Here is a 21,934-nt window from a genome sequence, read left to right on the forward strand (position 1 = left end):
GGCGGCGGTTGGCGGCACGCTCTCGACAGTGCTTGGAATCCTTGCGGCGAAGGTAGGGCTTCGTTTCCGGGACGTCAACGCCACGTCACGCGGCGGGTTCGGAAACCGGTCCGGGAATCGATCCGGAACGGGTTTTCAGGGGCCGTCGACCACGATCGTGTCGAGGACCGACGCGGCGATCGACGCGGCCGGTTCGGCGTACGCGCCGGCGAGGGCGTGGAACACCTGCTCGGCGCGGATCGCGGGCCAGTCCTCGGGCAGGTGCTCGGCGGGCAGCCGGGGGTCCTGGCGGACCAGTTGCAGCCACTCGGTGTGCAGCAGCAGCTGCCTGGCCAGGTCGTCCGGCGCGTCGGCCAGCGGGCGGTCGTGGTCCCAGCGGCGCAGGAACACCTGGTAGCGCTCGGCGATCGCGGGCACGTCGAACGCGGTGTGGGCGATCTGCTCGGCCTCGGTCGGCTTGGCCGTGTGCGCGGTGAACACCTTGAGGTGGTCGTCCAGGTCGAGGTCGTCGACCAGGGCGGGCACGTCGACCACGCCGGGCGCGACCCACAGGCCGTTCTGCAGCGGGCCGAACCCGCCCCAGATCAGCCGCGAGCGCAGGTCGTGCCGCTGGCTGCGCCAGGACTCCGGCACGGAGAAGCCCACCACCGTCCAGGCGCCGTCCCAGTCGCTGTTGACCGCGCCGCTGCGCCAGACCCGGTGCTCGCCGTCCTCCAGCACGGCCGCCGAACGCGCGGTCAGCCCGAAGTACGTGCGCCTGCCGACGCGGTGCCGCGCCAGCAGGTCCCGCTTGACCATGCGGGTCAACGTCGAGCGCACCGCCTCCTCCGACACCCCGACCCGGGCGAAGACATCGATGACGCTGCCGGAGAAGACCGCGACGCCCCGGTTGAGCACGTGGATGCCGAGGAAGCTGAGCATCAGCGACTGCGGCCGGACCGATGTCTCCTGCTCACGGGCCTGCGGGTCGTCGTGCGGGATCACCGGGCGAGCGTAACCCCGGCTCCGCGACCTTGTGCGACCCGGCCGATCCGCTACCCTCAACGTGAAACGCCTTCATCTTCGGGTCGAGTGAAGGGCGGTCGCGGTGAAGCGGATCGCGTTCCTGCTGGCGCTGGTGCTGACCACCTCCGCGGCCACCGGCGTCGCCGCGCCGGACGTGCCCTGGTTCGACGGCTCCCCCGTGACCGTCGCCGACGGCGCGTTCCGCGACCAGCACGGCCGCGAGGTGGTGTTGCGCGGGTTCAACGTGTCCGGCACGGCCAAGCTCGCCGAGCACCGGGGCCTGCCGTTCGCGAGCACGGCCGACGCGCGGTCGTCCGCGGCGGCGATGCGGCGGATGACCGGCGCGAACGCGGTGCGCTTCCTGCTCACCTGGGCGTGGGTCGAGCCGGAGCCGCGCCGGATCGACCACGGCTACCTCGACCGGGTGGCCGAGCAGATCGGCGCGTTCACCGACCAGGGCATCCGGGTCTACCTCGACTTCCACCAGGACCTCTACTCGCGCCACCTCTTCAACCGCGACAGCTGGTACACCGGCGACGGCGCGCCGGAGTGGGTCGTGCGCGCGGGCGGCTACCCCAAGGAGTCGTGCGGAATCTGCGTGCACTGGGGCCAGAACATGAAGAGCAACAACGCGGTCACCGCCGCGACGCACGACTTCTGGCACAACCGGGAGGTCGCCACGTCCGCCGGGCCGATCCGGATCCGCGACGAGTTCCTGCACCAGGCGGGCGAGGCGATGCGCCGGCTGAAGTCGACGCTGTCGGCCGAGGCGTTCCGGCTCGTGCTCGGCGTCGACCCGCTCAACGAGCCCTACGCCGGGCGGTACGACCAGGGTCAGGACGGCGTGGCCTGGGAACGCGACCTGCTCGTGCCGTTCTACCGGCAGTTCCGGCAGCGGATGGACGACGCCGGGTGGGCCGACAAGCCCGCGTTCGTCGAGCCGCTGGTGTTCTGGAACCAGAACGTGGAGTTCTTCGCCGAGCCGGGCGGTTTCCCGGCGGTGCCGGCGCTCGGCGACCGGTTCGTGTTCAACGCGCACTTCTACGACGGCAAGGCGCAGTCCGGGCTGCTCAAGCCGGGTAAGGCCGCCGACGGCGAGTACACCGCGGACTTCAACCTGATCCGGGACCGGGCGCGGGCGCTCGGGACGGCCGGGATCGTGTCGGAGTTCGGGCACCCGGTCGCCGGTTTCACCTCCGACAAGAACCCGACCGTGCTGAAGGCCATGTACCAGGCGCTGGACTCGCGGCTGCCCGGGGCGCGGTGGTGGTCGGGCGCGGCGGGGTCCGGGCCGGTGCTGTCGGGCAGCCAGTGGCACTGGGACGTCAACTACGGCCGGCACCGCGAGTTGATGAACGACAACCCGGACAAGGTCCGCACCGAGGGTGACGCGATGAACGACGAGCACTTCTCCGCGGTGCGCGTGGACGACGGCGGCAACCACGTGCTGACGGTGGAGGGCCGGGTGGTCGACCGGCTGTTCCCGCGCGCCGTGGCGGGCCGGACGGCGGCGTTCACCTACGAGGACCGCGCCCGCGACGGCGGCGCGGTCCTGTCGTGGAACCGGGTCCCCGACACGATGCCCGCGGTGCGCGCCCTCGTCGGCAGCGGGCAGTTCGGCGTGCTCGTGTGGCGTGGCAACGGTGTCGCCGCGCCGACGGAGCTGCACCTGCCGTCGTCGTTCCCGCCCGCGTCGACCACGGTGGTGAGCGATCTCGGGTCCCTCACGGGGCCGCCCGCGCACACCGGCGCCGAACCGGTGTCCGTCGCGCCGGAACCGGGCGTGCCCGGGGTGAACCGACTACTTCTGTCCACAAAGGACATAGGAATGCACTTCGCGCTCGTGACGAACAACCCGCCCGCCGGATCGGCCGCCGCCGCACGGGCGGAACTGGCCGCGTGGGTGGCCGCCACCTTCGGCTGACCCACCGCGACGCCCGCCGTCCCGATCGGAAACCGGGTGTCCGCGCCGTCACCGTACAACTTCGACCCCACCAACGTGATCACCCAGCTGGAGAACCTTTACACCGTGGGGCCTGTCGAACCTGGAGGCGTGGGGCTCGGCGGTACCCGCACGAGTTCCGGGTCTCCCGCGCAACGCCGTCGGGCCCGGCGCACGGCACGTTCCCGACGGCCGAGCCGGCGCTCGGCTGACCGGTGGGGCGCACACCACGACGGCGTCCGCACCGCTTGGCGCGCAAGGGTTTCGCGGGCGGTTGCGCTGTCCGGCCGACGCCGCGGCGGGCGGCGGCGGGTTACCGTTCGATCGATCCAGGACATCGTCGCAACGGAGCGGTCATGCCCGAGCTACGCGCGTCGCTGGCCGCCTTGGCGCTCGCGACCGCCCTGCCGTTCGTCGCCGTGCCGTCGGCGGTCGCCGAGACCACGATGGTGGTCACCGAGCTGGGCCGGCTGACGAGTCACCCCGACCACTACGTCACCGGGATCAACGACCTCGGCCAGGTGGTCGGCAGCGCGCAGGGCCACGGGCTGCCGGCGCACGTCGTGCTGTGGTCGCCGCGCGGCGGGGCGAGCGACCTCGGTCCGGGTCTGGCGGTGGGCATCAACCGGCGCGGCCAGGTGCTCGGGTTGGAGACCCGCGCCGCCGTCGCGCCGTACCGGCACAAGCCGTGGATCTGGTCGGACGGCGCGCGGACGACCGTGATGCAGGCCTACGCGGCGTGGGCGACCGCGCCGGCGATCAACGGCAACGGCGTCGTGCCGGTGAACTACTCGACGTCCCTGATTCGCCGGGACCACAACCGCGCCGCCGTCTGGCAGGCTGGTCGGCACACCGAGCTGTCGCTGTCCGGGCCCGACCTGTGGGTGTACGGGATCAACGACGCCGGCGCCGTGGCGGGCAGCTACGCCTCCGCCGCGGACCAGGACTTCGCCGCCGTCCGCTGCGTCGACGGCGCCTGCACCCGGCTGGGCGGCTCGTCGGGCTACGGCCCTTACATCCCGGAGGGGATCAACGAGGCCGGGGTCGTCGTGGGCAACCGCGGCACGGTCGCGTTGCGCTGGGAGGGCGACGAGGCGACCGAGCTGTCGGAGAACGGCCGGGTCGCGCACGGCGAGCAGTCGCTCAACGAGCGCGGTGACGCGGTCGGGTGGGCGGCCGGGGAGGACGGCGTCCCCCACGCGGTGCTGTGGCCCGCCGGCGGCAAGCAGGTGGAGCTCGCCGTGCCCGCGCCGGCCGAGGCGGTGGGGATCAACGAACGCGGCGACGTCATCGGGTGGACCGCGGCCAACGAGTGGTCCTCGCCCCGCGGGTTCCTCTGGCGCGACGGCCGGGTCACCTACCTGGACCCGCCGACCGGCCACTACAGCCTGCCGGTCGCGATCAACGACCACGGCGTCGTCGTCGGCCACACCACCGGCACGGACAGCACGAACCGGCCCGTGGTCTGGACGCCGGTGCCCACGACTCACGACCGGTGGGCGTTGTGGTAGAGCCGGACGGCGTTGCGCATCGCCATGGTCACGGTCATCGAGCCGACCCGGGGCACGAAGACCGAGGCGCGCTCCACCACGTCGTCGGCGAAGTTCTTCATCGTGGAGAAGTTCAGGCACACCGCGCCCGGTTTGATCTCGTCGGCCCGGACCAGCGGGAAGTCGCGTGACGGCACACCGGTGACCACCACGTCGGCCTCGGCGAGGGCGGTGGCCCGGTCGGTGGCCACGACGTCCACGTGGTGGCCCTGGATGCCGGCCGCGTGCCGGAACGCCAGCGAGCCCGAGAGGTCGAACGACGTGACGTCCGCGCCGTCGTTGGCCAGCATGGCGGCCAGCGGGCGTCCGACGATCTCGCTGCGGTTGAACACGCAGGCCTTCACCGACGCCAACGGGGTGTCGCCGTCGCCGCGGAACGCGCCCGCCTCGCCCAGCAGCTTCATCACGGCCAGCGGGGTGCAGGGCAGGACGGCCCGGCGGGTGCCGGCGTCGTCGACGAACCGCCGGTTCTCGTAGAGGCAGCGGCTCCAGAACGAGTGCAGGCCCTCGACGTCCTTGCGCGGGTCGACCAGCTCGCGCAGCCAGCGGTCGCGTTCGGGGTCGCGGACCGGGTAGTAGACGAACACGCCGTGCACGCGGTCGTCCGCGCCGGCGTCGCGGACGGCGGCCTCGACGTCGTCGGCGCGCGGCGTGCGGAGGTCGAAGTCGATGCCCACCTCGGCGCACGCGCGCCGGGTGTACTCGGCGTAGGTGCGGGCCGGCCGGTCGCCGTCGACCAGGAAGCCGACGACGGTGAGGCGTTCCGGGATCGCCGCCAGGTCGGCGCGGATCCCGTCGCGGATGGACTCGGCGAGGTCGGCCGGGTCGATGGTGCGGGCGGTCATCGGGACTCCTCCTGGGTGTTCTCGATGCGGGTGTGCGCGGCCACGGCGGCGCGGCGCACGGCGTCCAGTCGTGCGGTGAACGCCGCCGCGTCGTCCCCGAGCGAGGCCAGGTTGGCCTCGGCTCCGCGCAAGGTGGCCAGGACGGACCCGAGCAGCAGGTCGGCGCCCGCGCGGACGTCGCTCACGACCGCGCCGGTGACGACGGGCAGCACCGAGAACGCCCACTCCAAGGCTTCCACCGCGTCCGACGCGGCGGTCAGCGGGCCTTCCGTCGCGGCCGCCGAGGCCGCCGCGACCGCGGCCTCCCGGGCGGCCCGTTCCCCGTCCGTGGCACGCGGCAGCCGCCGTGCCCGCAGGTAGTCCTCGAACAGCTCCACGTCGCGGTCGGCGGCGGAGCCGAGGCGGTCGAGCAGGGACTTGCCCGCCGTGATCGCGTCGCCGACCGACGGGTCGCGCCGGGCGGTGATCTCCAAGGCCATGAGCACCAGCGCGCAGCCGAACGCGGCCGTCACCGCGGCCACCGACCCGCCGCCGGGCGTCGGGCTCGCGCTCGCCGTCCGCGCGCGCAGCTCGGCCAGGCTCAGGTCCCACAGACCGTCCGTCACGCGAAGATCATCGCTCGCCCGGGCCCCGGCTGCCACCCATCGCGGATCAGCCCGGCCCCGTGCGGCCGGCCAGCGCGACGACCCTGGCCGCGAGCAGGGCGACGCAGCCCAAAGCCGTCACCGCGAGCGCGACCATGAACGTCGGGTACAGGTACGGCACCTGGAGCCACGCCACATCACGTCCCCGGTACAGGTAGCCGACGACCCGGTGGACCGTGGCCGTGAGCAGCAGCGGCAGCGCCAGCGGGACCAGGCGAGCCACCGCCCACCCGGTCGACCGCCGGCGGGCGGCCCACCGCCGGGACCGGGCCACGCCGCGACCGGTCAGCGCCGCGCTCGCCAGGGCGAGGGCGAGCAACACCGCGTCCACGGCGACGGACGGGTCGTCCACGGGCGCGGGTTGCCTGCCTTCGACCAGGGCGACCAGGCGTGCGCCGATCGCCTGGGCGTCGCCGTGCAGCATCCCGGTGTTGGCCAGGACGGCGATGCCGTAGCCGGACCCGGGCAGCAGCGCCTGGTACGCCGTGGAGGTGAACAGGTCGCCGCCGTGGTCGACCAGCGGCGCGCCAGACGCCGTGACGCCCACGAACCAGCCGAGGCCGTACGACTGCGAAGCGGCGGTCGGCGTGTGCGTCTCCGTGATGCTCTCGGGCGTGGCGATCGAGGTGCCGTCGGGCCCGCGGCCGCCGTTGTTCTGCGCGATCAGCCACGCCGCCAGGTCGTGGGCGGAGGTGAGCACGCCGCCGGAGCCGTTGCCGAACGCGGGTGGTTCGGGCAGCGCCACGGGCAGGCCGAGGACCTTGACGTGCCCCTCCGCGCTCGGCGGCAGGTCGCGCGCGGTGTCGGCGGTGCGGCTGTCGGCCATGCCGAGCGGGTCGAACACGTGACGGCGCAGGTGGTCGGCGAACGGCACGCCGCCAACGACCTCGACCAGCCGGGCGGCCACCTGGAAGTTCGGGTTGTGGTACTCCCAGCGGGCGCCCGGTGCGGCGGCCAGCGTCGAGTCGCGCATCGCCGCCACCGCCTCCGCCAGCGTGTGCACCGGCGGCCCGCTGAACGACCGGTGGGTCGTGTCCGACAGGCCGGAGGTCTGGTCGAGCAGGTGGCGGACGGTGATGTCGGCGGCGCGGGGATCGGCCATCGTGAACTCGGGCAGGTGCGCGCGCACCGGGTCGTCGAGCCGGATCCGGCCGCTCTCCACGAGCCGCATCACCGCCAGCGCCGTGAAGGACTTGCTCACCGACGCCGCGGCCATGGTGGTGTGCTCGGTCACGGCGTCGCCGTCGGGCGTGTGGCCGTACCCGGCGGTGTGCACGACGGTGGCGCCGCGCGTGACGGCGACCGCGACCCCGGGCAGCGCGGTCTGCTCCCGGTACTGCCTGACGACCGCGTCGATGGCGGCGCCGTCGACGGTGGGCGGAGCGGTGAGGGACGTGGCGGAGATGAGCAAGGCGGGCAGGATCGAGGTGAACACGGCAGGCAGTCTCGGGGCGTCGCGGTCGCGTGCCATCGGACCGTGGTCCGAGTTCCGCCGGTCGCCGCCCGGCTACGGTGCCACCATGGTGCGACTCGGCCCGAAAGGGCTGCTGGTGGTGGACGTGGTGACCGCGGGCGTGGTCGTGGCGTGGGCGGTGCTGCGCGCGCCGGCGGTCGACGTGCTCGCCGTGGTCTGCGCCGTCGCGCTCGGCGTGCCGCTCGCCGTCCGCCGGGTCCGGCCCACCGCCGTGCTGGCCACCGTGCTGCCGGTCGGCGCGGCGGCGATCGTCATCGGCACCGGGAACGAGTCGACGCTGGCCGCCGTCGCGGTGGCGCTCTACCCGGTCGTGCTGTCGTCGTCCCGGTCGGGTGCGGTGGGCGCGGTCGCGGCGCTGGCGTGCGTGGTGACGGCGGGTGTCGCGGTGGCGACCGTGCCGGGCCTGCCGCTCGTCCCGGCGCCGGCGGGCACGGAGTCGTTCGCCACGAACCCCTTGTCCACCCTGCTGTTCAGCGCGGTCGTCGTGACCGGGGCCTGGGCGGTCGCCGCCGCCGTCCGCACGCGCCGGCGGCACGCGGCGGAGCTGGCCGAGTCGCGCACCGCGCGGGCGGTGGCCGAGGAACGGCTGCGCATCGCCCGCGACATCCACGACGTGGTCGGGCACAACCTCAGCCTGATCGCCATGAAGGCCGCCGTCGCCAACCACGTGGCGGGCACGCGCCCCGACGAGAGGGAGGCGGCGCTCAGGGGCATCGAGCAGGTCAGCCGGTCGGCCCTCGCGGACGTCCGGACGGTCCTCGGTGGGCTGCGCGAGCCGTCGGCCCCGGCCGGCCCCGCCGGGCTGGACCGGCTGGTCGACGACGCGCGGTCGGCCGGCGTCACGGTGACCGCCGAGCAGGCCGACCTGTCCGGCGCACCGGCGGCGGTGCGGGTCTCGGCCTACCGGATCGTGCAGGAGGCGTTGACCAACGTGCGGCGTCACGGCCGCCCGCCGCGCTGCCGCCTGGTCACCGCCGTCGAGCCGGGCAGGCTCGTCGTCTCGGTGGTCGACGAGGGCACGGCCGCGCCCGGCGCCGACGGGCACGGGCTGCTGGGCATGCGCGAACGGGTCGCGCTGCACGGCGGCACGCTGCACGCGGGCCCCGCTCCCGGCGGCGGGTTCGCGGTCCGCGCCACGCTCCCGTTCGAGCCCGGTGGCGGCCGTGGCTGAGCCGATCCGCGTGCTGCTGGCCGACGACGAGCCGATGTTCCTCGACACCCTCCGGCTGCTGGTCGACGCGGACCCCGGGGTGGAGGTGGTCGCGCAGGCGCGGACCGGCCGGGAAGCGTGCGACCTGGCCGCCCGGCACCGGCCGGACGTCGCGGTCGTCGACGTCCGGATGCCCGACCTGGACGGCGTCGCCGCCACCCGGCGCATCACCGCGCTGCCGGACCCGCCCAAGGTCCTCATCCTCACCACGTTCGACCTCGACGGCGTCGTGTACGAGACGTTGCGGGCGGGCGCCGGCGGGTTCCTGCTCAAGGACGTCCCGCCGCACCGGCTGCTCGACGCCATCAGGACGGTCGCGGCGGGCGAAGCGCTGCTCGCGCCGACCGTCACCCGCAGGCTCATCGCGGACTTCCTCCGCACCCCCGCGCCGCCCCGCGCCCGACGGCCGCTCGACCGCGTGACCCCTCGGGAACGGGAAGTGCTCCGCCTGATCACGCAAGGGCTGTCCAACACCGAGATCGAGCAGGCCCTGCACCTGAGCCGGCACACGGTCAAGACGCACATCGGCCACCTCATGGCGAAGCTGGCCGCCCGCGACCGGGCACAACTGGTGATCGCGGGCTACGAAGCCGGTCTCGCCGACCCCTGACCCACGCCGGTCACGGCGGCGGGCGTCGTCCGGCCGCGACACCGGCGGCGGTCAGGCTCGCGGCCGTGAGGACGAGGACGCCGGCGGCGCCCGTGCCCGCCGCGAGCAACCCCGCCGCGCTGGGCACGACGACCTGGCCGAGGCGGTTCCCGGTGAGGCGCAACGACATCGCCCGACCGCGCAGCCCCGGCGGCGTCGCCTCCGCCAGCCACGACATCGTCAGCGGTTGGCCGACACCGAGGCCGAGGCCCACCACGAGGACCACCAGGCCGAGCAGCCACACCGGCATCGGCACGGCCGACGCGGCGAGCCCGACCGCGGCCAGCGCCACGCTCCCCGTCAACAGCCGACGCCTGCCCAGCCACGCGGCCAACCGGCCGAGGAGCAGGCGTGAGGTCATCGACGCCGCCGCGCGCACCGCCAGCAGCACACCGACCACACCGGACGGGATGCCGCGCTCGGCGCCCAGCGCGGGCAGGTACACCAACGTGATGTCGACCGCCGCGATCACCACGCAGCTGACCGCGAGCGTCCGCACCAGACCCGGTCGACGCAGCAGGTCGCGCACGCCCTCCGGCTCGCCGTCCACGGCGGCCGCACGACGGACGGCGGGCGAGCGCAACGCCACCGTGACGCCGATCAGCACGACGGTGACCACGAACGCCACCACGAACACGGTGTCCGTGCGCGGGATCGTCCGATCGCCGCCGAACAGCAGGATCAGGCCCGGTCCGACCGCCTGCCCCAACGACGCCGCGAACGTGTAGTAGCCGAACGCCGCGTCGTAGCGCGAGGTCTCGGTCGTGTTCGCCACCAGGGCCTGCTGCGCGACCACCGAGCACAGGTGACCGGTGCCGAGCAGCACGCTACCGACCACCAGCCCCGCCACACCGCCGCCGACGAACGCGAACGTCGCGGCGGCGGCGCACATCAGCACCGCGCCCGCCAGCATGACCCGTCGTTCGCCCAGCCGGTCGACGGCCTGCCCGGACGGGATCGCCAGCACCAGCGGCGCGATCGCGAACCCCGCCGAGAGCAGGCCGAGCCACCCCGTCGGCACGCCGAGTTCCAGCGCGCGGTAGGTGGACGTGGGCCGCAGCACGAACGTGACGACCTGGACCAGCACGGTGTGCGCGAGCAGCACCGCGAGCAGGTTCCCCCTACCCGGCATGCGGCTCCGCCACGGCCGGCTCGACGCGGTCGCGCATCAGGACCTCCTCGGTTGATAGGTTATAACCTACAACCTCGGTCCGGAGCAGTCGAAAGCGGTGGCCGACAACCCTCGCCGACCACCGCTCCCCTGTTGTCGTCAGCCCGCCGAAGGGCCCGTCCAGCCGGTGGGCACGTGGCCGACGCGCACCCGCTGCGGGTGGTCGCCGACCGGCACCGACACCAGCTTGCGCCCGGTGGCGAAGTCGATCGCCGTGACCTGGTCGGAGCCGCTCTCCGAGATCACGCAGCTGCGCCCGTCACCGCTGACGGTCGCCCAATAGGGCTTGGACGCGGGCACGAGCGCCCCTTCGCGCAGGGTCGCCCGGTCGACGATCACGGCGTAGTCGTCCATCGTCCCGGCGATGCACAGCTTGTCACCCTGAGGGCTCATCGACATGCCGTGGTGGCGCGAGTCGTTGACCCAGGTCGTGCGGTCCTCGCTGGTGTTCGGGTTCTTGGGCAGTTCCTTGAGACGGGTGACGCGGTCGGCGGCGACGTCGTACTCCAGGAAGCCGTTGAAGAACGACACCTGGAAGTACAGCTTCGACTCGTCGGGCGTGAACGCCACCGGCCGCACCGAGTCGGACAGGTCCGAGCGGCCGAACGCGTCCAGCCGCGGCCTCATGTCGATCACCTTGACCTGCTGGAACGTCGCCGCGTCCACCACCGTGACGCGCCGGTCCCCCTTGGTGAAGTCCAGCGCCGGGTCGTCCAGCGCGGTGTTGACCTCGCCGATGGACATGTTCCACAGGTAGCGGCCGTCGTCGGTGAACACGTTCTCGTGCGGCTTGTCGCCGGTCGCGAACGAGCCGACCTGGCGCCCGGTCTCGATGTCGAGCACGTGCACGGTGTTGGACGTCGAGGCGGACACCGCGACCCGACGGCCGTCCGGCGAGACGGCCATGTGGTCGGAGCGGAAGCCCGAGACCGGGAAGCGCCAGTTCACCCGCCCGGTGGCCAGGTCGATGGACACCACGTCGGCGAAGCTCGGCCGGGAGGCGACCACGGCGCGACCGTCGGGCGTGGTGTACATGTCGTCGACGAACTGGTCGTGGCCCTCACCCGGGCCGGACCTGATGCCGAGGAAGAACGCCAGCTTGATCGGGTTGAGGTAGATCTCCCACAGCCGCTCCTGGCGGTCGGGGATGATGTTCACCCGGCCGATCTTCGCGAAGTCGCCGCTGGAGGCGATCACGTCGGCGGTGCCGTCCCAGTTGTTCCCGACGAACATCACCTCGCGCAGCGCCGTGCCCGCGGGAGGGGCGGCGACGGCGGACGCGGCGACGGCAGGGGCGGTGGTCGCGGCCAGCACGCAGGCGGCCAGGAGGCCGAGCAGGCGTGTGCGGGGTGCGCGCTCGCGTGCCCCCGACCCGGATTTCTTGTCCACGAGAGCTCCAAACCGGATGCGCGAGTTGTCACATCCGTGCAGGGTTTTCGATTCGTCCACGCCGGTTCCCGGACCCGTGGCCCCGAGTCCGGCCGGACTGTTACCGTTCAGTAGGCAATAGATACCGGCTCGCGGCGGGCCCGCGGTAGGGGCCCGCGCCCAACGAGCCGCGTGCTCGTTATGCCACTGCCACAACGTCGCGGCGGGAGGATGTGGCCGGTGTCGGCAGCACGCGATCGAGGTCGCCTGCTCGGGCAGGTGCTCAGGGGCATGGCGACCGATCGCGGCGTCGTCGAGGAGCTCGTCCGGGCCGCGCGCGGCCAGTCGCCGGAGGTGGCGCGGCTGCCGGAGGCGGAGAACCGCCGGCACGTCGAGGTCCTGCTGGCCACCGGGCTCGACTTCTTCGAGCGGTCCGAGGAGCCGGAGGCGCAGGACTTCGAGGCGGCCGAGGCGCTGGGCGCGGACCGCGCGGCCCAGGGGATCTCCATCGACGGCCTGCTGCGCGGCGTCCAGGCGGGCCGCACCACGGCGATGAACATCGCCATCGCCCGCAGCCGGGCCGCAGGCGTGCCCGACGAAGTGCTGCTGGAGGGGTTGGTCGACCTCGACCGCTACACCGGGGCGTTGGAGCGGCACGTCATCAACGGCTACCACACGGCCGAGCTCGAACTGTCCCGCACGAACCGGGACGCGAACACTCACCTGCTGCGGCGACTGCTCGTGCACGGCGACGGCACGCCGCCGGAACCCGCCGAGCTGCGGCGCGCCGGCCTGTCATCGGACGGGCTCTACCACTGCCTGGTCTCCGACGTGACCCTGCCGGGCGAGGCACGGGCGCTGGAACAGCGGCTGCTGGGGTGCGGCGGCGTCTACGGGTTGGTGGAGGGGCGGCTGACCGGGTTGGCCGTCCGACCGCCGACCGACCTCGGGACCGACGTGCTGCTGGTGGTCGCGCCCGCGACGGGGCTCGCGGTCATGCGCGACCTCCACCCGTTGTGCGTGGCGGCGTTGCGGATCGCCGGTCGGGCGGGGCGGCGCGGGGTGCACGACCTCACCGACCTGGCGGGCGAGGTGGCACTGGCCGCGCAACCGGTGCTCGCCGACCTGCTGCGCGGCTCGCTCGACGGCCTCGACCACGACGACGACTTCCACCGCGAACTGGTCGGCACCGCCCTGGTCTACCTCGACCACGGCCAACGCCTCGGTCACGCCGCCGCCGCGCTGCACGTGCACCCCAACACCGTCCGGTACCGGCTCGACCGGTTGGCCGAGCTCACCGGCACGCCGTGGGACGACAGCGGCGCGGACGACCCGTCGACCGTCCTGGGCACCCTGCGCCACTGGTGGGCGCTGCGAACCTGGCTCGACCACCGCCCGTCACGGTGACCACCTGGGATTATCGGCGCTAACAGCGAGCTGTTGTCACCGATCGGACCCTGTGTTATCGTTGCTAACATGGACAACAGATCAGCGATCCTGGCGGCGGCCACCGAGCTGCTGGAGAGCTCGCCCAACGGCGACATCTCCACGCGCGGCGTCGGGGAGAAGGCCGGGGTGCAGCAACCGGTGATCTACCGGCTCTTCGGCGACAAGGACAGCCTGCTCGCCGCGGTCGTCGATCACGGGTTCGCGCAGTACCTCGCGGCCAAGCGCGCCGCGGTGCCGACCGAGGACCCCGTCGCGGACCTCCGGCGCGGGTGGGACGGGCACACGCGTTTCGCCCTCGACCACCCGAACGTGTACCGCCTGATGTACACGCCCCGGCTGTCCTCCCCGCCGCAGGCGGTCCGCGAGGCGAACGAGTTACTGCGCGGCGTGCTCGAACGGGTCGCCCGGGTCGGCCGCCTGGCCGTCGAACCCGACCGCGCCGCCGACGTCGTGATGGCCGCCAACACGGGCGTCGCCCTGTCCCTGCTCAACCGCCCGGAGGCGGACCGCGACCCCGAGCTCTCGGTGCGGGTGAGGGAGATCGTGCTGCCGGGAATCCTGACCCCGGAACCCGACGCGAACCCCGCGGACACGCCGGTGACGACGACCCAGGCGGTGGCCCAGGCGGCGACCACCCTCGGCGCGCTGCTGCGCTCGAAGCGGCCGAAGTCCTTCAGCCCGGCGGAGTTCGCCCTCCTCACCGAATGGCTGACCCACCTCGCAACCCCCACCGAGCCTTAAACACCACCACCCCCCACCTCCCGAACCTGCCCGCCACTCCCCCACGGCCGGCCTCACCCGCCACACACCAGCCTTAGCCCACCCCGGACAGCCGGACCGCAGCCACCCCCGACAGCCGGCACCGCTGCCACCGCACACGGCCACACCGTCGCAGGCCCCGGCCCAGCCACCAGCGCAGCCCCACCCAGCGGGCCTGGACAGTCGCCATGCCTGGCCCGTACTTCCGGCGCCCGGCGCATCCACGCGCCTCTTTCGCGCGCCCGCACACCAAGTCGAGCGGCTCTCCGTCCGCCCCTTCGCCACTACCCCGCCGCCCCTCCCTCGCGGCCCATGGCCACCCCCTCGCCGGCTCCATCTCCGGCACGCACTGCGCATCCCTTGCGCCGAAAGGAAATGACATGACCGAGAACACCGCCACCGACACCACCAACGCCACTCCCACCACCACCCGGGTCGCCCTCGTCACCGGCGGCAGCGGGGGGATCGGGCGGGCGGTCGCCGAGCGGCTCGTCGTCGACGGTTTCGCGGTGGGCGTGCACTTCGCCGGCAACAAAGGCAGGGCCGAGGCGATCGTCGCCGACATCACCGCTCGCGGCGGGCAGGCCATCGCGGTCGGTGGGGATGTCGCCGACGAGCACGACATGAGCGCCGCCTTCGACGCCGTCGAGGCCGCGTTCGGCGGCGTCGACGTGGTCGTGAACACCGCCGGGACCATGGTCCTGGCGCCGATCGCCGAACTGGACCTGGACGACCTGGACCGCGTGCACCGCACCAACGTCCGCGGCACGTTCGTCGTGTCACAGCAGGCCGCCCGCCGCCTCCGCCGGGGCGGCGCGATCGTCAACTTCTCCACCTCGGTCACCCGCACCCAGCTGCCCACCTACGGCGCCTACGTCGCGAGCAAGGCCGCCGTCGAGAGCATCACCCTGATCCTCGCCCGCGAACTGCGCGGCAAGGACATCACCGTCAACGCGGTCGCACCCGGCCCCACCGCGACCCCGTTGTTCCTGCAGGGCAAGGACGACGACCTGATCGCCAACTTCGCCAAGGCCACCCCGCTCGAACGGCTCGGCCGGCCCGAGGACATCGCCGACGCGGTCTCGTTCCTCGCCGGCCCCGCCCGCTGGGTCAACGGCCAGGTCCTCTTCGCCAACGGCGGCCTCGCCTGATCACCACACCTCCGTCCACACCGGAAGGAACCGCCATGAGCAACGTCATCGTCATCACCGGCGCGTCCAGCGGCTTCGGCGCCCTCACCGCCCGCGCCCTCGCCGACACCGGCGACACCGTCTACGCCGGGATGCGCGAGACCACCGGCCGCAACGCGCCCCGGGTCCGAGCCGCCGCCGACTACGCCCGGCAGCACGGCGTCGACCTCCGCGCGATCGAGCTCGACGTGAACTCGCAGGAGTCCGTCGACGCCGCCATCGCCCGGATCGAGGCCGAGCACGGCCGCGTCGACGTCCTCGTCCACAACGCCGGCCACCTGGCCACCGGGCCCACCGAGGCGTTCACCCCCGACCAGCTGGCCGAGCTGTACGACGTGAACGTGCTGAGCACCCAGCGGGTCAACCGCGCCGTGCTGCCCGGCATGCGCCACCGCGGCCACGGCCTGGTGATCTGGGTGTCCAGCTCCAGCGTCAAGGGCGGCACCCCGCCCTACCTCGCGCCGTACTTCGCGGCCAAGGCGGGCATGGACTCGCTCGCGGTGAGCTACGCGGGCGAACTCGCCCGCTGGGGCGTCGAGACGTCCATCGTCGTGCCCGGCTCGTTCACCTCGGGCACCAACCACTTCGCCCACTCCGGCCGCCCGGCCGACACCGCCGTGGAGGCCGAGTACGGGACGAGGTACGCCGGGCTGGTCGAGCAGGTCGCCGACAAGCTCGCCGCCCTCGCGCCCGAAGACGCCGACGCCTCGCTCGTCGCCGACGAGATCGCCCGGATCGTCGCCCTCCCTCGCGGCGAACGCCCCTTCCGGGTGCACGTCGACCCGGCTGACGACGGCTCCGAAGAGGTCTCCGAGGTCGCCGACCGCGTCCGCCGCGACTTCCTCACCCGCATCGACCTGGACGACCTGCTCACCGTCCAGCCGGCCGGGTAGCCGACAGCTTGTCAGGGCCGATTGTGCAAGCTGCGCCGGGGCACACGTCCGAGAGTTGAACTCGGTCGACACTGAAGCTTTAGAGGTTATTGGGCAAGATCGGCCGACCGGGGCCGGGCTTCCAGGACGTCGCGCAGCGGCACGGTCGGCCGTCCGATCAGACCGGCGAGCGCGGGGTCGACCCGGGCGAACTCGCCTTGACGACTCGCCGCGAACATCCCCACCAACAAGTCCGCGACGTGCTCGGGCAGACCGTGGGCGACGAGCCCGGCCCGGTAGTCGTCGTCCGACACGACGACCCGGCGGATCGGCCGGCCCGTCACCTCCGACGCGATCGCCGCGACCTCTGCCAGGTCCACCGCCACCGGACCGGTGAGGGCCGGCGTCACGCCGTCGAAGACGTCCTCGGTCAACGCGAGCGCCGCCGCCTCGGCCAGGTCGTCGTGGGACGTCCAGGACACCGGGCCGTCCTCCGGCGCGGCCAGCTCACCCGTCTCCGCCGCGCCACCGAGCAGCATGGCCACGGTCGACGCGTAGAAACCGTTGCGCAGCGACGTGAAAGCGAGGCCCGACTCCCGCAGCACCACCTCCGTGGCGGCGTGGTCGACCATCGGCGCGAAGGGCGACGACGGGTTCGAGCCCACGTGGCTGGTGTAGACGACGCGCTCGGCCCCGGCCTTGCCGGCGGCGTTGATCGCGGTCTCGTGCAGGCGCACCGCCGTCTCGCCGCTGTTGTCCACCGACACGACCAACACCCGTGACGCGCCCTCGAACGCGTGCGCCAGGCTCCCCTCGTCCGCGAAGTCGCCCTGCCTGACCCGAACGCCCCGCTCCGCCAGCCCGCGAGCCCGCTCCGCATCGCGGACGCACACACCGATCCGGTCCGGCCCGACCCGGCGCAGCAGCCGTTCCACCACCGCTCGACCGAGCTTCCCGTTGGCACCACTGACGATGATCATGCGACCAACCCTGCCCGCGACGCCGCCGCGCCGGAAGGATCAGCCGGCACCGGGTTGTTACCCTCAGGGACATACCGATCGGAGGTAGGCGGGCTTGGAGTCACGTCCCCTGCGCTACTTCGTCGCCGTCGCCGAAGAGCTCAACTTCACGCGCGCGGCCGAGCGGCTGGGCATCTCGGCCCCTCCCCTGTCGCGCACGATCCGCAAGCTGGAAGCGGAGTTGGGCGTCACGCTGTTCGAGCGGACCACCCACAGCGTCGCGCTGACGGCCGCGGGCTCCGTCCTCCTCGACCAGGCCCGGATCGCCCTCGACGCGCTGCAGGCGGCCGGCCGGCGAGCACAACGCGCCGCGGAGCCGAAGCTCGTCCTGGCGGTCAAGGCCGACAGCGACGCGGGGCTGCTGGAGGCCGTCCTCGCCGGGTACGCGGCCGACCCGGCGTCGTCCTTGCCGGTCGCGGTCCGCCTGTGCCGGTGGGGCGAGCAACCCGGGCTCCTGCGCCAAGGAGAGGCCGACGCCGCCCTGATCTACGAGCCGTTCGACCGCACCGGCCTCGACGCCGAGACCGTGGCCGTCGAGCGGCACGTCGCCGCCGTCCCGACCGACCACCCGCTCGCGGCACGCGGGCACGCCACCCTCGCCGAGCTCGGGCTGCCCGTCGACGACGCCACGCGCCTGGACCAGCTCCACCACTACCTCGACGGGATCGTCGCCCGGCACGACGTCCGCGACCTGCCCCAACTGCTCAAGCTGGTCGAACTGGGCGAGCTGGTCACCCTGCTGCCCGAGTCCGTGGTCGACCGCTACCCGCGACCGGGGATCGCCTACCTCGACGTGCCGGACGCGCCGCCCGCGACCCTCTCGATCGCCTGGCCCCAGCAGTCCCGCTCGACGGCCACCGCGGCACTCGTCCGCGCGGCCACCCGGTGACGACTCGCCGACCGCCAGGAACCGGACGGGCGTTTCGACCGACCACTGTGGTGAACCGGAACCGGGGAGGTCACCGTGGAACGTCGTGCGTTCTTGCGCGCGTCGGCGCTGTCCGTCGGCACGATGGGAGCAGTGGGGGCGATGTCGGGTGGTGCGGCCACCGCGTCGGCGGCGACGCCGCTGCGGGTGCAGGTGCTGCTGTTCGACGGGGTGGAGGAGCAGGACTTCATCGCACCGGTGGAGGTGCTGGGCCTCGCCGGGCGGATGAGCGGCGGCGCGTTGACGACGACCTTGGTGACCACCGGTCGTCCCGGCACGGTCACCTGCACGTACGGCACCAAGGTCCAGGTGGCCGCGGGCTGGTCGCCTGAGCAGGCGGACGTGCTGGTCGTGCCCGGTGGCGGGTACGCCGACAAGACCGGGCCCGGGGTCAACCGGCTCATCGCCGACCAGGGCTTCCTGCGCCGCCTGGCCGCCGCCGACGTGCTGCGGGTCGGCATCTGCACCGGGACGATGGTGCTGTCCGCCGCGGGGTTGACCAAGGGCCGCAACGCGACCACGCACACCGGCGCGAAAGCCGACCTGGCCGCGCAGGGAGCCACCGTCGTCAACGCCCGCGTGGTGGACGACGGCGACCTGATCACCGGCGGCGGCATCACCTCCGGGCTGGACGTGGCGCTGTGGCTGGCGGAGCGGTTCCTCGGCGCGAAGCTCGCCCAGCGGGTGGAGACGGTCCTGGAGCACGAACGGCGCGGCACGGTCTGGCGCGGCTGAGCGCCTCGACCGGCGGTTGCCGGGAACCGAACGCCCCGTGCCGACGACCTCTACGTCCGGGAGCCGACTTGGCCACCTACCTGCGTCCGATCGGGCGGTGACGGCAGTGCTCGACCACCCCGGCTTACCGGTGCACGACCACATCACCGACGCGGTGAAGACGCCGTCGCTCGTGCGGTTGTCCCCCGGCATCGTGCTGATCCGCTTCGAGACGTTGAAGGTTTACGCCGCCCTGGGCGCGGTCCGGCACCTCCTCGACACCGGGGTGGTCCACAGAGGACAGACCCTGGTCGACAGCTCCAGCGGCATCTACGCGCTGGCGCTGGCGATGGCCTGCCACCGGCACGGGTTGCGCTGCCACATCGTCGCCTCCACCACCGTGGACGACACCATCCGCGCCCAGCTGGAGATCCTCGGCGTCACCGTGGACCAGATGCCGCCGTCGGACGACCTGCGGCTGGACCAGAACCGCCGGGTCGCCCGGGTCCGCGAACTGCTGGCCCGCGACCCGGACCTGCACTGGATGCGGCAGTACCACGACCCCGTCCACCACCTGGGGTACGCCGAACTGGCCGAGCACCTGCGGCGCGCCCTGCCGGCCGAGGCGCTGACGGTGGTGGGCAGCGTCGGCACCGGCGCGTCCAGCGGCGGGCTGACCCGGTCGTTGCGGCGGCACGACCCGGAGGTGCGGCTGGTCGGCGTGCAACCGTTCGGCAGCGTCACGTTCGGCAGCGAGCGGTTCACCGACCCCGACGCCATCATCGCGGGCATCGGCAGCGCCATCCCGTTCGGCAACGTGCACCACGAGCTGTACGACCGCGTGCACTGGTTGGACTTCCAGCACGCCATGGCCGCCACTGTCGGGCTGCTGCGCGAGCACGCCGTGTTCGCGGGCCTGTCCACCGGCGCCGCGCACCTCGCCGCGCGCTGGGAAGCCGAACGCGACCCCGGCCGCACGCACCTCGTCATCGGCGCGGACACCGGTCACCGGTACGCGGCCCGCGTCTTCGCCCGCCACCGCGAAGCCCTCGACCCGGCGCTGCTGGCGCCGGTGGAGATCGCCTCGCTCGACGACCTGGCACCGCCGTGGGCCGCGATGGACTGGGCGCGCCGGGCGCACGGTCCGCGGGTGCCCGCGCAGGAACGCCGGAAGGACCCCGTGCCGTGACGATCGCGCTGCTGGAAGCCCTCACCTTCGGCCTCGGCAGGCTCGCCGACGCCGCCGGGGACGCGGGCCACGACCTGTGCCTGCTCACCGGCGACCGGTCGATCTACACCCACGAACTCCGCACCCTCGGCCCGGACCGGGTGCGCGTCGTCGACATCGACACCGCGGACGTGACGGCGTGCGAGGCGGCCCTGCGCGCGATACCGGACCTGGCCGGGTTGATCAGCTCCACCGACACGTGGGCCGTGCCGGGGGCGGAACTGGCGCGGCGCCTGGGTCTGCCGGGACCTGACGTGGACGCGGTGCGCGTGCTGCGGGACAAGGGCGCGGTCCGCGCGTTGCTGCACGAGCACGGGCTCAGCCGCGGCGGGCCGGTCGACCCGACGTCGGCCGACGGGTTCCCGTTGGTGGTCAAGGATTCCGCGGGCACGTCGTCGCGCGCCGTGTGGCTGGTGCGCACCCGCGCCGAACTGGACGACGCGTTGCGCGAAGCCGAACGCACGCCGCTCAAGGGCAGGCTGATCGCCGAACCGTACTTCGCCGGGCCGCTCTACAGCGCCGAGACCGTCACGTGGGCCGGCCGCACGCGGCTGCTGGGCGTGTTCAGCCGCCAGCTCTCGCCCGAACCGGTGCGGCGGGAGGAAGCCGCCGCGTTCCCGGTCGCGTTCCCCGCCGCCGACCTCGCCGAGCTCGGCCGGTGGATCGCCCGGGTGCTGGCCGTCGCCGGCCACGAACGCGGGTTCGCGCACACCGAGTTCGTGCTCACCGCCGACGGGCCCGAGGTGGTCGAGGTCAACGCGCGGATCGGCGGCGCGCTCGTCGGCGAGGCGCTGTGCCGGTCGCTGGACGTCAACGTCTACGACGCGATGGTCTCGATGGCGCTGGCGGTGGAACCGGCGTTGCTGACCGAGCCGCTCAAGCCCGGCACCGGGGTCGCGTTCGTCCTGGCCTACCCCGCGCGGGCGGGTGTCCTCAGTGGCTGGTCCGGGCTCGACCGGGTGACCGGCCTGCCCGGCTCGCCCGAGTGGTACCCGACCGCGAGTCCCGGTGACGTGGTCGAGCACCTGACCGACCAGCGCTCGTGCACCGGGATCGTGCTCGCCGAGGGCCCGACCGCCGAACTCGCCCTGCACCGCGCGCTGGCCGCCGCGGGCGCGATCACGCCCATCGTGTCCACCGCTCAGGCAGCACGCCGGTGAGCCGTGGGCCTCAGGCCGCCCCGGCCGCGCTTCCCCGCGCGCGGCGGCCGGTCGTCTTCCGACTCGTCCGAGCCGTCGTGCTCGTCGTGCTCGTGCTTGGCCGGTGTGCCGGGCGTCGGCTGGTCGCGGTGCGCGCGGTGGACCAGGAACAGCAGCACCAGACCGGCCAGGACCGGCACGTGCGTCAGCACGCGGGCCGCGGTCGTGGCGCCGGTGAGCAGGTCGTGCGCGGAGAACGCGGCGAGCACCGCGACGAAACCGCCGAGCGTGGGCAGCAGCCCGGCGGCGCGGTGCGCGTGCACGGCGGCGACGAGCAAGCCGATGCCCAGCGCCAGGTTCCACGCCGCGCCCTCGTTGAACAGGTGCCCGGAGATGCCGTGCGCGGGCGGCGACGTGGCGCCCGCGAGCAGTTGCGCCAGCGCCAGCCACAACTGGACGATCGCGACCGCGGCCAGCGCCAGGCGCGGTGTCAGGGCGACGTGGCGCGGCGGCGCGTCCGCCAGCACGGCGGCGACCAAGTCCGGCGCGGGCTGCGCCGGGCGCACCCGGATCGCCCTGGTCAACGCCTGCGCCCGGACCAGCCACGTCGAGCAGTCCGCGCACTGCTCGACGTGCGCGTCCACTTCGGCGGCGGGCGCGGGCTCGGCTTCGCCGTCGAGGCGCGCGGACAACACTTCACGGCAGGTTCGGCAGTCCACGCCCGAGTAGTCGCTCCATTCGGCGCACGAGTTCCCGACTTTCTGTGGTTACGATTCGA

20 protein-coding genes are annotated in these 21,934 nt (G+C 73.5%); 12 read left to right on the forward strand and 8 right to left on the reverse strand.

What is annotated here, in order from left to right; genetic code table 11:
- Window positions 1-135 precede the first annotated feature (135 nt).
- A complete protein-coding gene (locus tag AB0I91_RS25650; RefSeq protein ID WP_498784063.1) occupies window positions 136-984 on the reverse strand; it encodes a PaaX family transcriptional regulator in 849 nt (282 codons plus the stop codon).
- Window positions 985-1,087: 103 nt separating this feature from the next.
- On the opposite strand from AB0I91_RS25650, the gene AB0I91_RS25655 reads away from it, so the two are divergent.
- Together AB0I91_RS25655 and AB0I91_RS25660 are read left to right on the forward strand one after the other, a co-directional pair.
- A complete protein-coding gene (locus tag AB0I91_RS25655; protein WP_499614898.1) occupies window positions 1,088-2,929 on the forward strand; it encodes a cellulase family glycosylhydrolase in 1,842 nt (613 codons plus the stop codon).
- Between the two features lie 374 nt (window positions 2,930-3,303).
- On the forward strand, window positions 3,304-4,458 hold the full coding sequence (locus AB0I91_RS25660; protein WP_499639204.1) for a hypothetical protein: 1,155 nt from the start codon (window positions 3,304-3,306) through the stop codon (window positions 4,456-4,458).
- Here the strand turns inward: AB0I91_RS25660 and AB0I91_RS25665 are convergent.
- Genes AB0I91_RS25665 through AB0I91_RS25675 form a run of 3 tightly spaced genes read right to left on the reverse strand, consistent with a single transcriptional unit; the run spans window position 4,434 to window position 7,421 of the window.
- Window positions 4,434-5,342, reverse strand: a complete 909-nt coding sequence (locus AB0I91_RS25665; RefSeq protein WP_499639205.1) for a bifunctional methylenetetrahydrofolate dehydrogenase/methenyltetrahydrofolate cyclohydrolase — start codon at window positions 5,340-5,342, stop codon at window positions 4,434-4,436. The genes AB0I91_RS25660 and AB0I91_RS25665 overlap by 25 nt on opposite strands.
- Window positions 5,339-5,947, reverse strand: a complete 609-nt coding sequence (locus tag AB0I91_RS25670; protein WP_498784055.1) for a cyclodeaminase/cyclohydrolase family protein — start codon at window positions 5,945-5,947, stop codon at window positions 5,339-5,341. Before AB0I91_RS25670 ends, AB0I91_RS25665 begins: the two co-directional genes overlap by 4 nt.
- Before the next feature lie 46 nt (window positions 5,948-5,993).
- Window positions 5,994-7,421 carry a serine hydrolase domain-containing protein gene (locus AB0I91_RS25675; protein ID WP_499639207.1) on the reverse strand — a complete coding sequence of 476 codons (1,428 nt, stop codon included), beginning with the start codon at window positions 7,419-7,421 and terminating at the stop codon, window positions 5,994-5,996.
- Between the two features lie 85 nt (window positions 7,422-7,506).
- Here AB0I91_RS25675 and AB0I91_RS25680 point away from each other — a divergent pair, with 85 nt between their 5' ends.
- A complete protein-coding gene (locus tag AB0I91_RS25680; RefSeq protein ID WP_498784051.1) occupies window positions 7,507-8,631 on the forward strand; it encodes a sensor histidine kinase in 1,125 nt (374 codons plus the stop codon).
- The gene (locus tag AB0I91_RS25685) at window positions 8,624-9,280 is read left to right on the forward strand and encodes a response regulator (protein WP_498784049.1); all 657 of its coding nucleotides are present in this window, start codon (window positions 8,624-8,626) and stop codon (window positions 9,278-9,280) included. Before AB0I91_RS25680 ends, AB0I91_RS25685 begins: the two co-directional genes overlap by 8 nt.
- A 10-nt stretch (window positions 9,281-9,290) precedes the next feature.
- Here the strand turns inward: AB0I91_RS25685 and AB0I91_RS25690 are convergent, their stop codons facing one another.
- Both AB0I91_RS25690 and AB0I91_RS25695 read right to left on the reverse strand, forming a co-directional pair.
- Window positions 9,291-10,451, reverse strand: a complete 1,161-nt coding sequence (locus AB0I91_RS25690) for an MFS transporter (RefSeq protein ID WP_499639209.1) — start codon at window positions 10,449-10,451, stop codon at window positions 9,291-9,293.
- Between the two features lie 138 nt (window positions 10,452-10,589).
- On the reverse strand, window positions 10,590-11,804 hold the full coding sequence (locus AB0I91_RS25695) for a YncE family protein (protein WP_499614941.1): 1,215 nt from the start codon (window positions 11,802-11,804) through the stop codon (window positions 10,590-10,592).
- A 294-nt stretch (window positions 11,805-12,098) separates the two neighbouring features.
- On the opposite strand from AB0I91_RS25695, the gene AB0I91_RS25700 reads away from it, so the two are divergent.
- The 4 genes from AB0I91_RS25700 (at window position 12,099) to AB0I91_RS25715 (ending at window position 16,149) form a co-directional block, all read left to right on the forward strand.
- Window positions 12,099-13,265, forward strand: a complete 1,167-nt coding sequence (locus AB0I91_RS25700; RefSeq protein ID WP_498784046.1) for a PucR family transcriptional regulator — start codon at window positions 12,099-12,101, stop codon at window positions 13,263-13,265.
- A gap of 69 nt (window positions 13,266-13,334) precedes the next feature.
- On the forward strand, window positions 13,335-14,048 hold the full coding sequence (locus AB0I91_RS25705) for a TetR/AcrR family transcriptional regulator (RefSeq protein ID WP_499639211.1): 714 nt from the start codon (window positions 13,335-13,337) through the stop codon (window positions 14,046-14,048).
- A gap of 398 nt (window positions 14,049-14,446) precedes the next feature.
- Window positions 14,447-15,217, forward strand: a complete 771-nt coding sequence (locus AB0I91_RS25710; protein WP_499639213.1) for an SDR family oxidoreductase — start codon at window positions 14,447-14,449, stop codon at window positions 15,215-15,217.
- Between the two features lie 35 nt (window positions 15,218-15,252).
- Window positions 15,253-16,149, forward strand: a complete 897-nt coding sequence (locus AB0I91_RS25715; protein ID WP_498784264.1) for an SDR family oxidoreductase — start codon at window positions 15,253-15,255, stop codon at window positions 16,147-16,149.
- 86 nt (window positions 16,150-16,235) lie between these two features.
- On the opposite strand, the gene AB0I91_RS25720 is transcribed toward AB0I91_RS25715, so the two are convergent.
- Window positions 16,236-17,108 carry an SDR family oxidoreductase gene (locus AB0I91_RS25720; RefSeq protein WP_499639215.1) on the reverse strand — a complete coding sequence of 291 codons (873 nt, stop codon included), beginning with the start codon at window positions 17,106-17,108 and terminating at the stop codon, window positions 16,236-16,238.
- Window positions 17,109-17,202: 94 nt separating this feature from the next.
- Here AB0I91_RS25720 and AB0I91_RS25725 point away from each other — a divergent pair, with 94 nt between their 5' ends.
- The 4 genes from AB0I91_RS25725 to AB0I91_RS25740 all read left to right on the forward strand — a co-directional run bounded on the left by AB0I91_RS25725 (window position 17,203) and on the right by AB0I91_RS25740 (window position 21,177).
- Entirely contained in the window at window positions 17,203-18,036 is an 834-nt protein-coding gene (locus AB0I91_RS25725; protein ID WP_499639217.1) for a LysR family transcriptional regulator, read from the forward strand.
- Between the two features lie 75 nt (window positions 18,037-18,111).
- Window positions 18,112-18,810, forward strand: a complete 699-nt coding sequence (locus AB0I91_RS25730) for a DJ-1/PfpI family protein (protein ID WP_499639219.1) — start codon at window positions 18,112-18,114, stop codon at window positions 18,808-18,810.
- 97 nt (window positions 18,811-18,907) lie between these two features.
- Entirely contained in the window at window positions 18,908-19,978 is a 1,071-nt protein-coding gene (locus AB0I91_RS25735) for a pyridoxal-phosphate dependent enzyme (RefSeq protein WP_498784271.1), read from the forward strand.
- On the forward strand, window positions 19,975-21,177 hold the full coding sequence (locus AB0I91_RS25740; protein ID WP_499639221.1) for an ATP-grasp domain-containing protein: 1,203 nt from the start codon (window positions 19,975-19,977) through the stop codon (window positions 21,175-21,177). The genes AB0I91_RS25735 and AB0I91_RS25740 overlap by 4 nt, the downstream gene beginning before the upstream one ends.
- Here AB0I91_RS25740 and AB0I91_RS25745 read toward each other — a convergent pair.
- A complete protein-coding gene (locus AB0I91_RS25745; protein WP_498784275.1) occupies window positions 21,159-21,875 on the reverse strand; it encodes a zf-HC2 domain-containing protein in 717 nt (238 codons plus the stop codon). The two genes, AB0I91_RS25740 and AB0I91_RS25745, sit on opposite strands and share 19 nt — an antisense overlap.
- Window positions 21,876-21,934 lie beyond the last annotated feature (59 nt).

The sequence above is a fragment of the Actinosynnema sp. NPDC049800 genome, assembly GCF_040656635.1.
Taxonomy (GTDB): Bacteria; Actinomycetota; Actinomycetes; order Mycobacteriales; family Pseudonocardiaceae; genus Actinosynnema.

What these genes read in the sequence shown, in the direction of transcription:
- AB0I91_RS25665 (WP_499639205.1), bottom strand. Translation starts at nt 5,342, where the DNA reads ATGACCGCCCGCACCATCGACCCGGCCGACCTCGCCGAGTCCATCCGC.
- AB0I91_RS25705 (WP_499639211.1), top strand. Translation starts at nt 13,335, where the DNA reads ATGGACAACAGATCAGCGATCCTGGCGGCGGCCACCGAGCTGCTGGAG.
- AB0I91_RS25690 (WP_499639209.1), bottom strand. Translation starts at nt 10,451, where the DNA reads ATGCCGGGTAGGGGGAACCTGCTCGCGGTGCTGCTCGCGCACACCGTG.
- AB0I91_RS25680 (WP_498784051.1), top strand. Translation starts at nt 7,507, where the DNA reads ATGGTGCGACTCGGCCCGAAAGGGCTGCTGGTGGTGGACGTGGTGACC.
- AB0I91_RS25720 (WP_499639215.1), bottom strand. Translation starts at nt 17,108, where the DNA reads ATGATCATCGTCAGTGGTGCCAACGGGAAGCTCGGTCGAGCGGTGGTG.
- AB0I91_RS25715 (WP_498784264.1), top strand. Translation starts at nt 15,253, where the DNA reads ATGAGCAACGTCATCGTCATCACCGGCGCGTCCAGCGGCTTCGGCGCC.
- AB0I91_RS25710 (WP_499639213.1), top strand. Translation starts at nt 14,447, where the DNA reads ATGACCGAGAACACCGCCACCGACACCACCAACGCCACTCCCACCACC.
- AB0I91_RS25660 (WP_499639204.1), top strand. Translation starts at nt 3,304, where the DNA reads ATGCCCGAGCTACGCGCGTCGCTGGCCGCCTTGGCGCTCGCGACCGCC.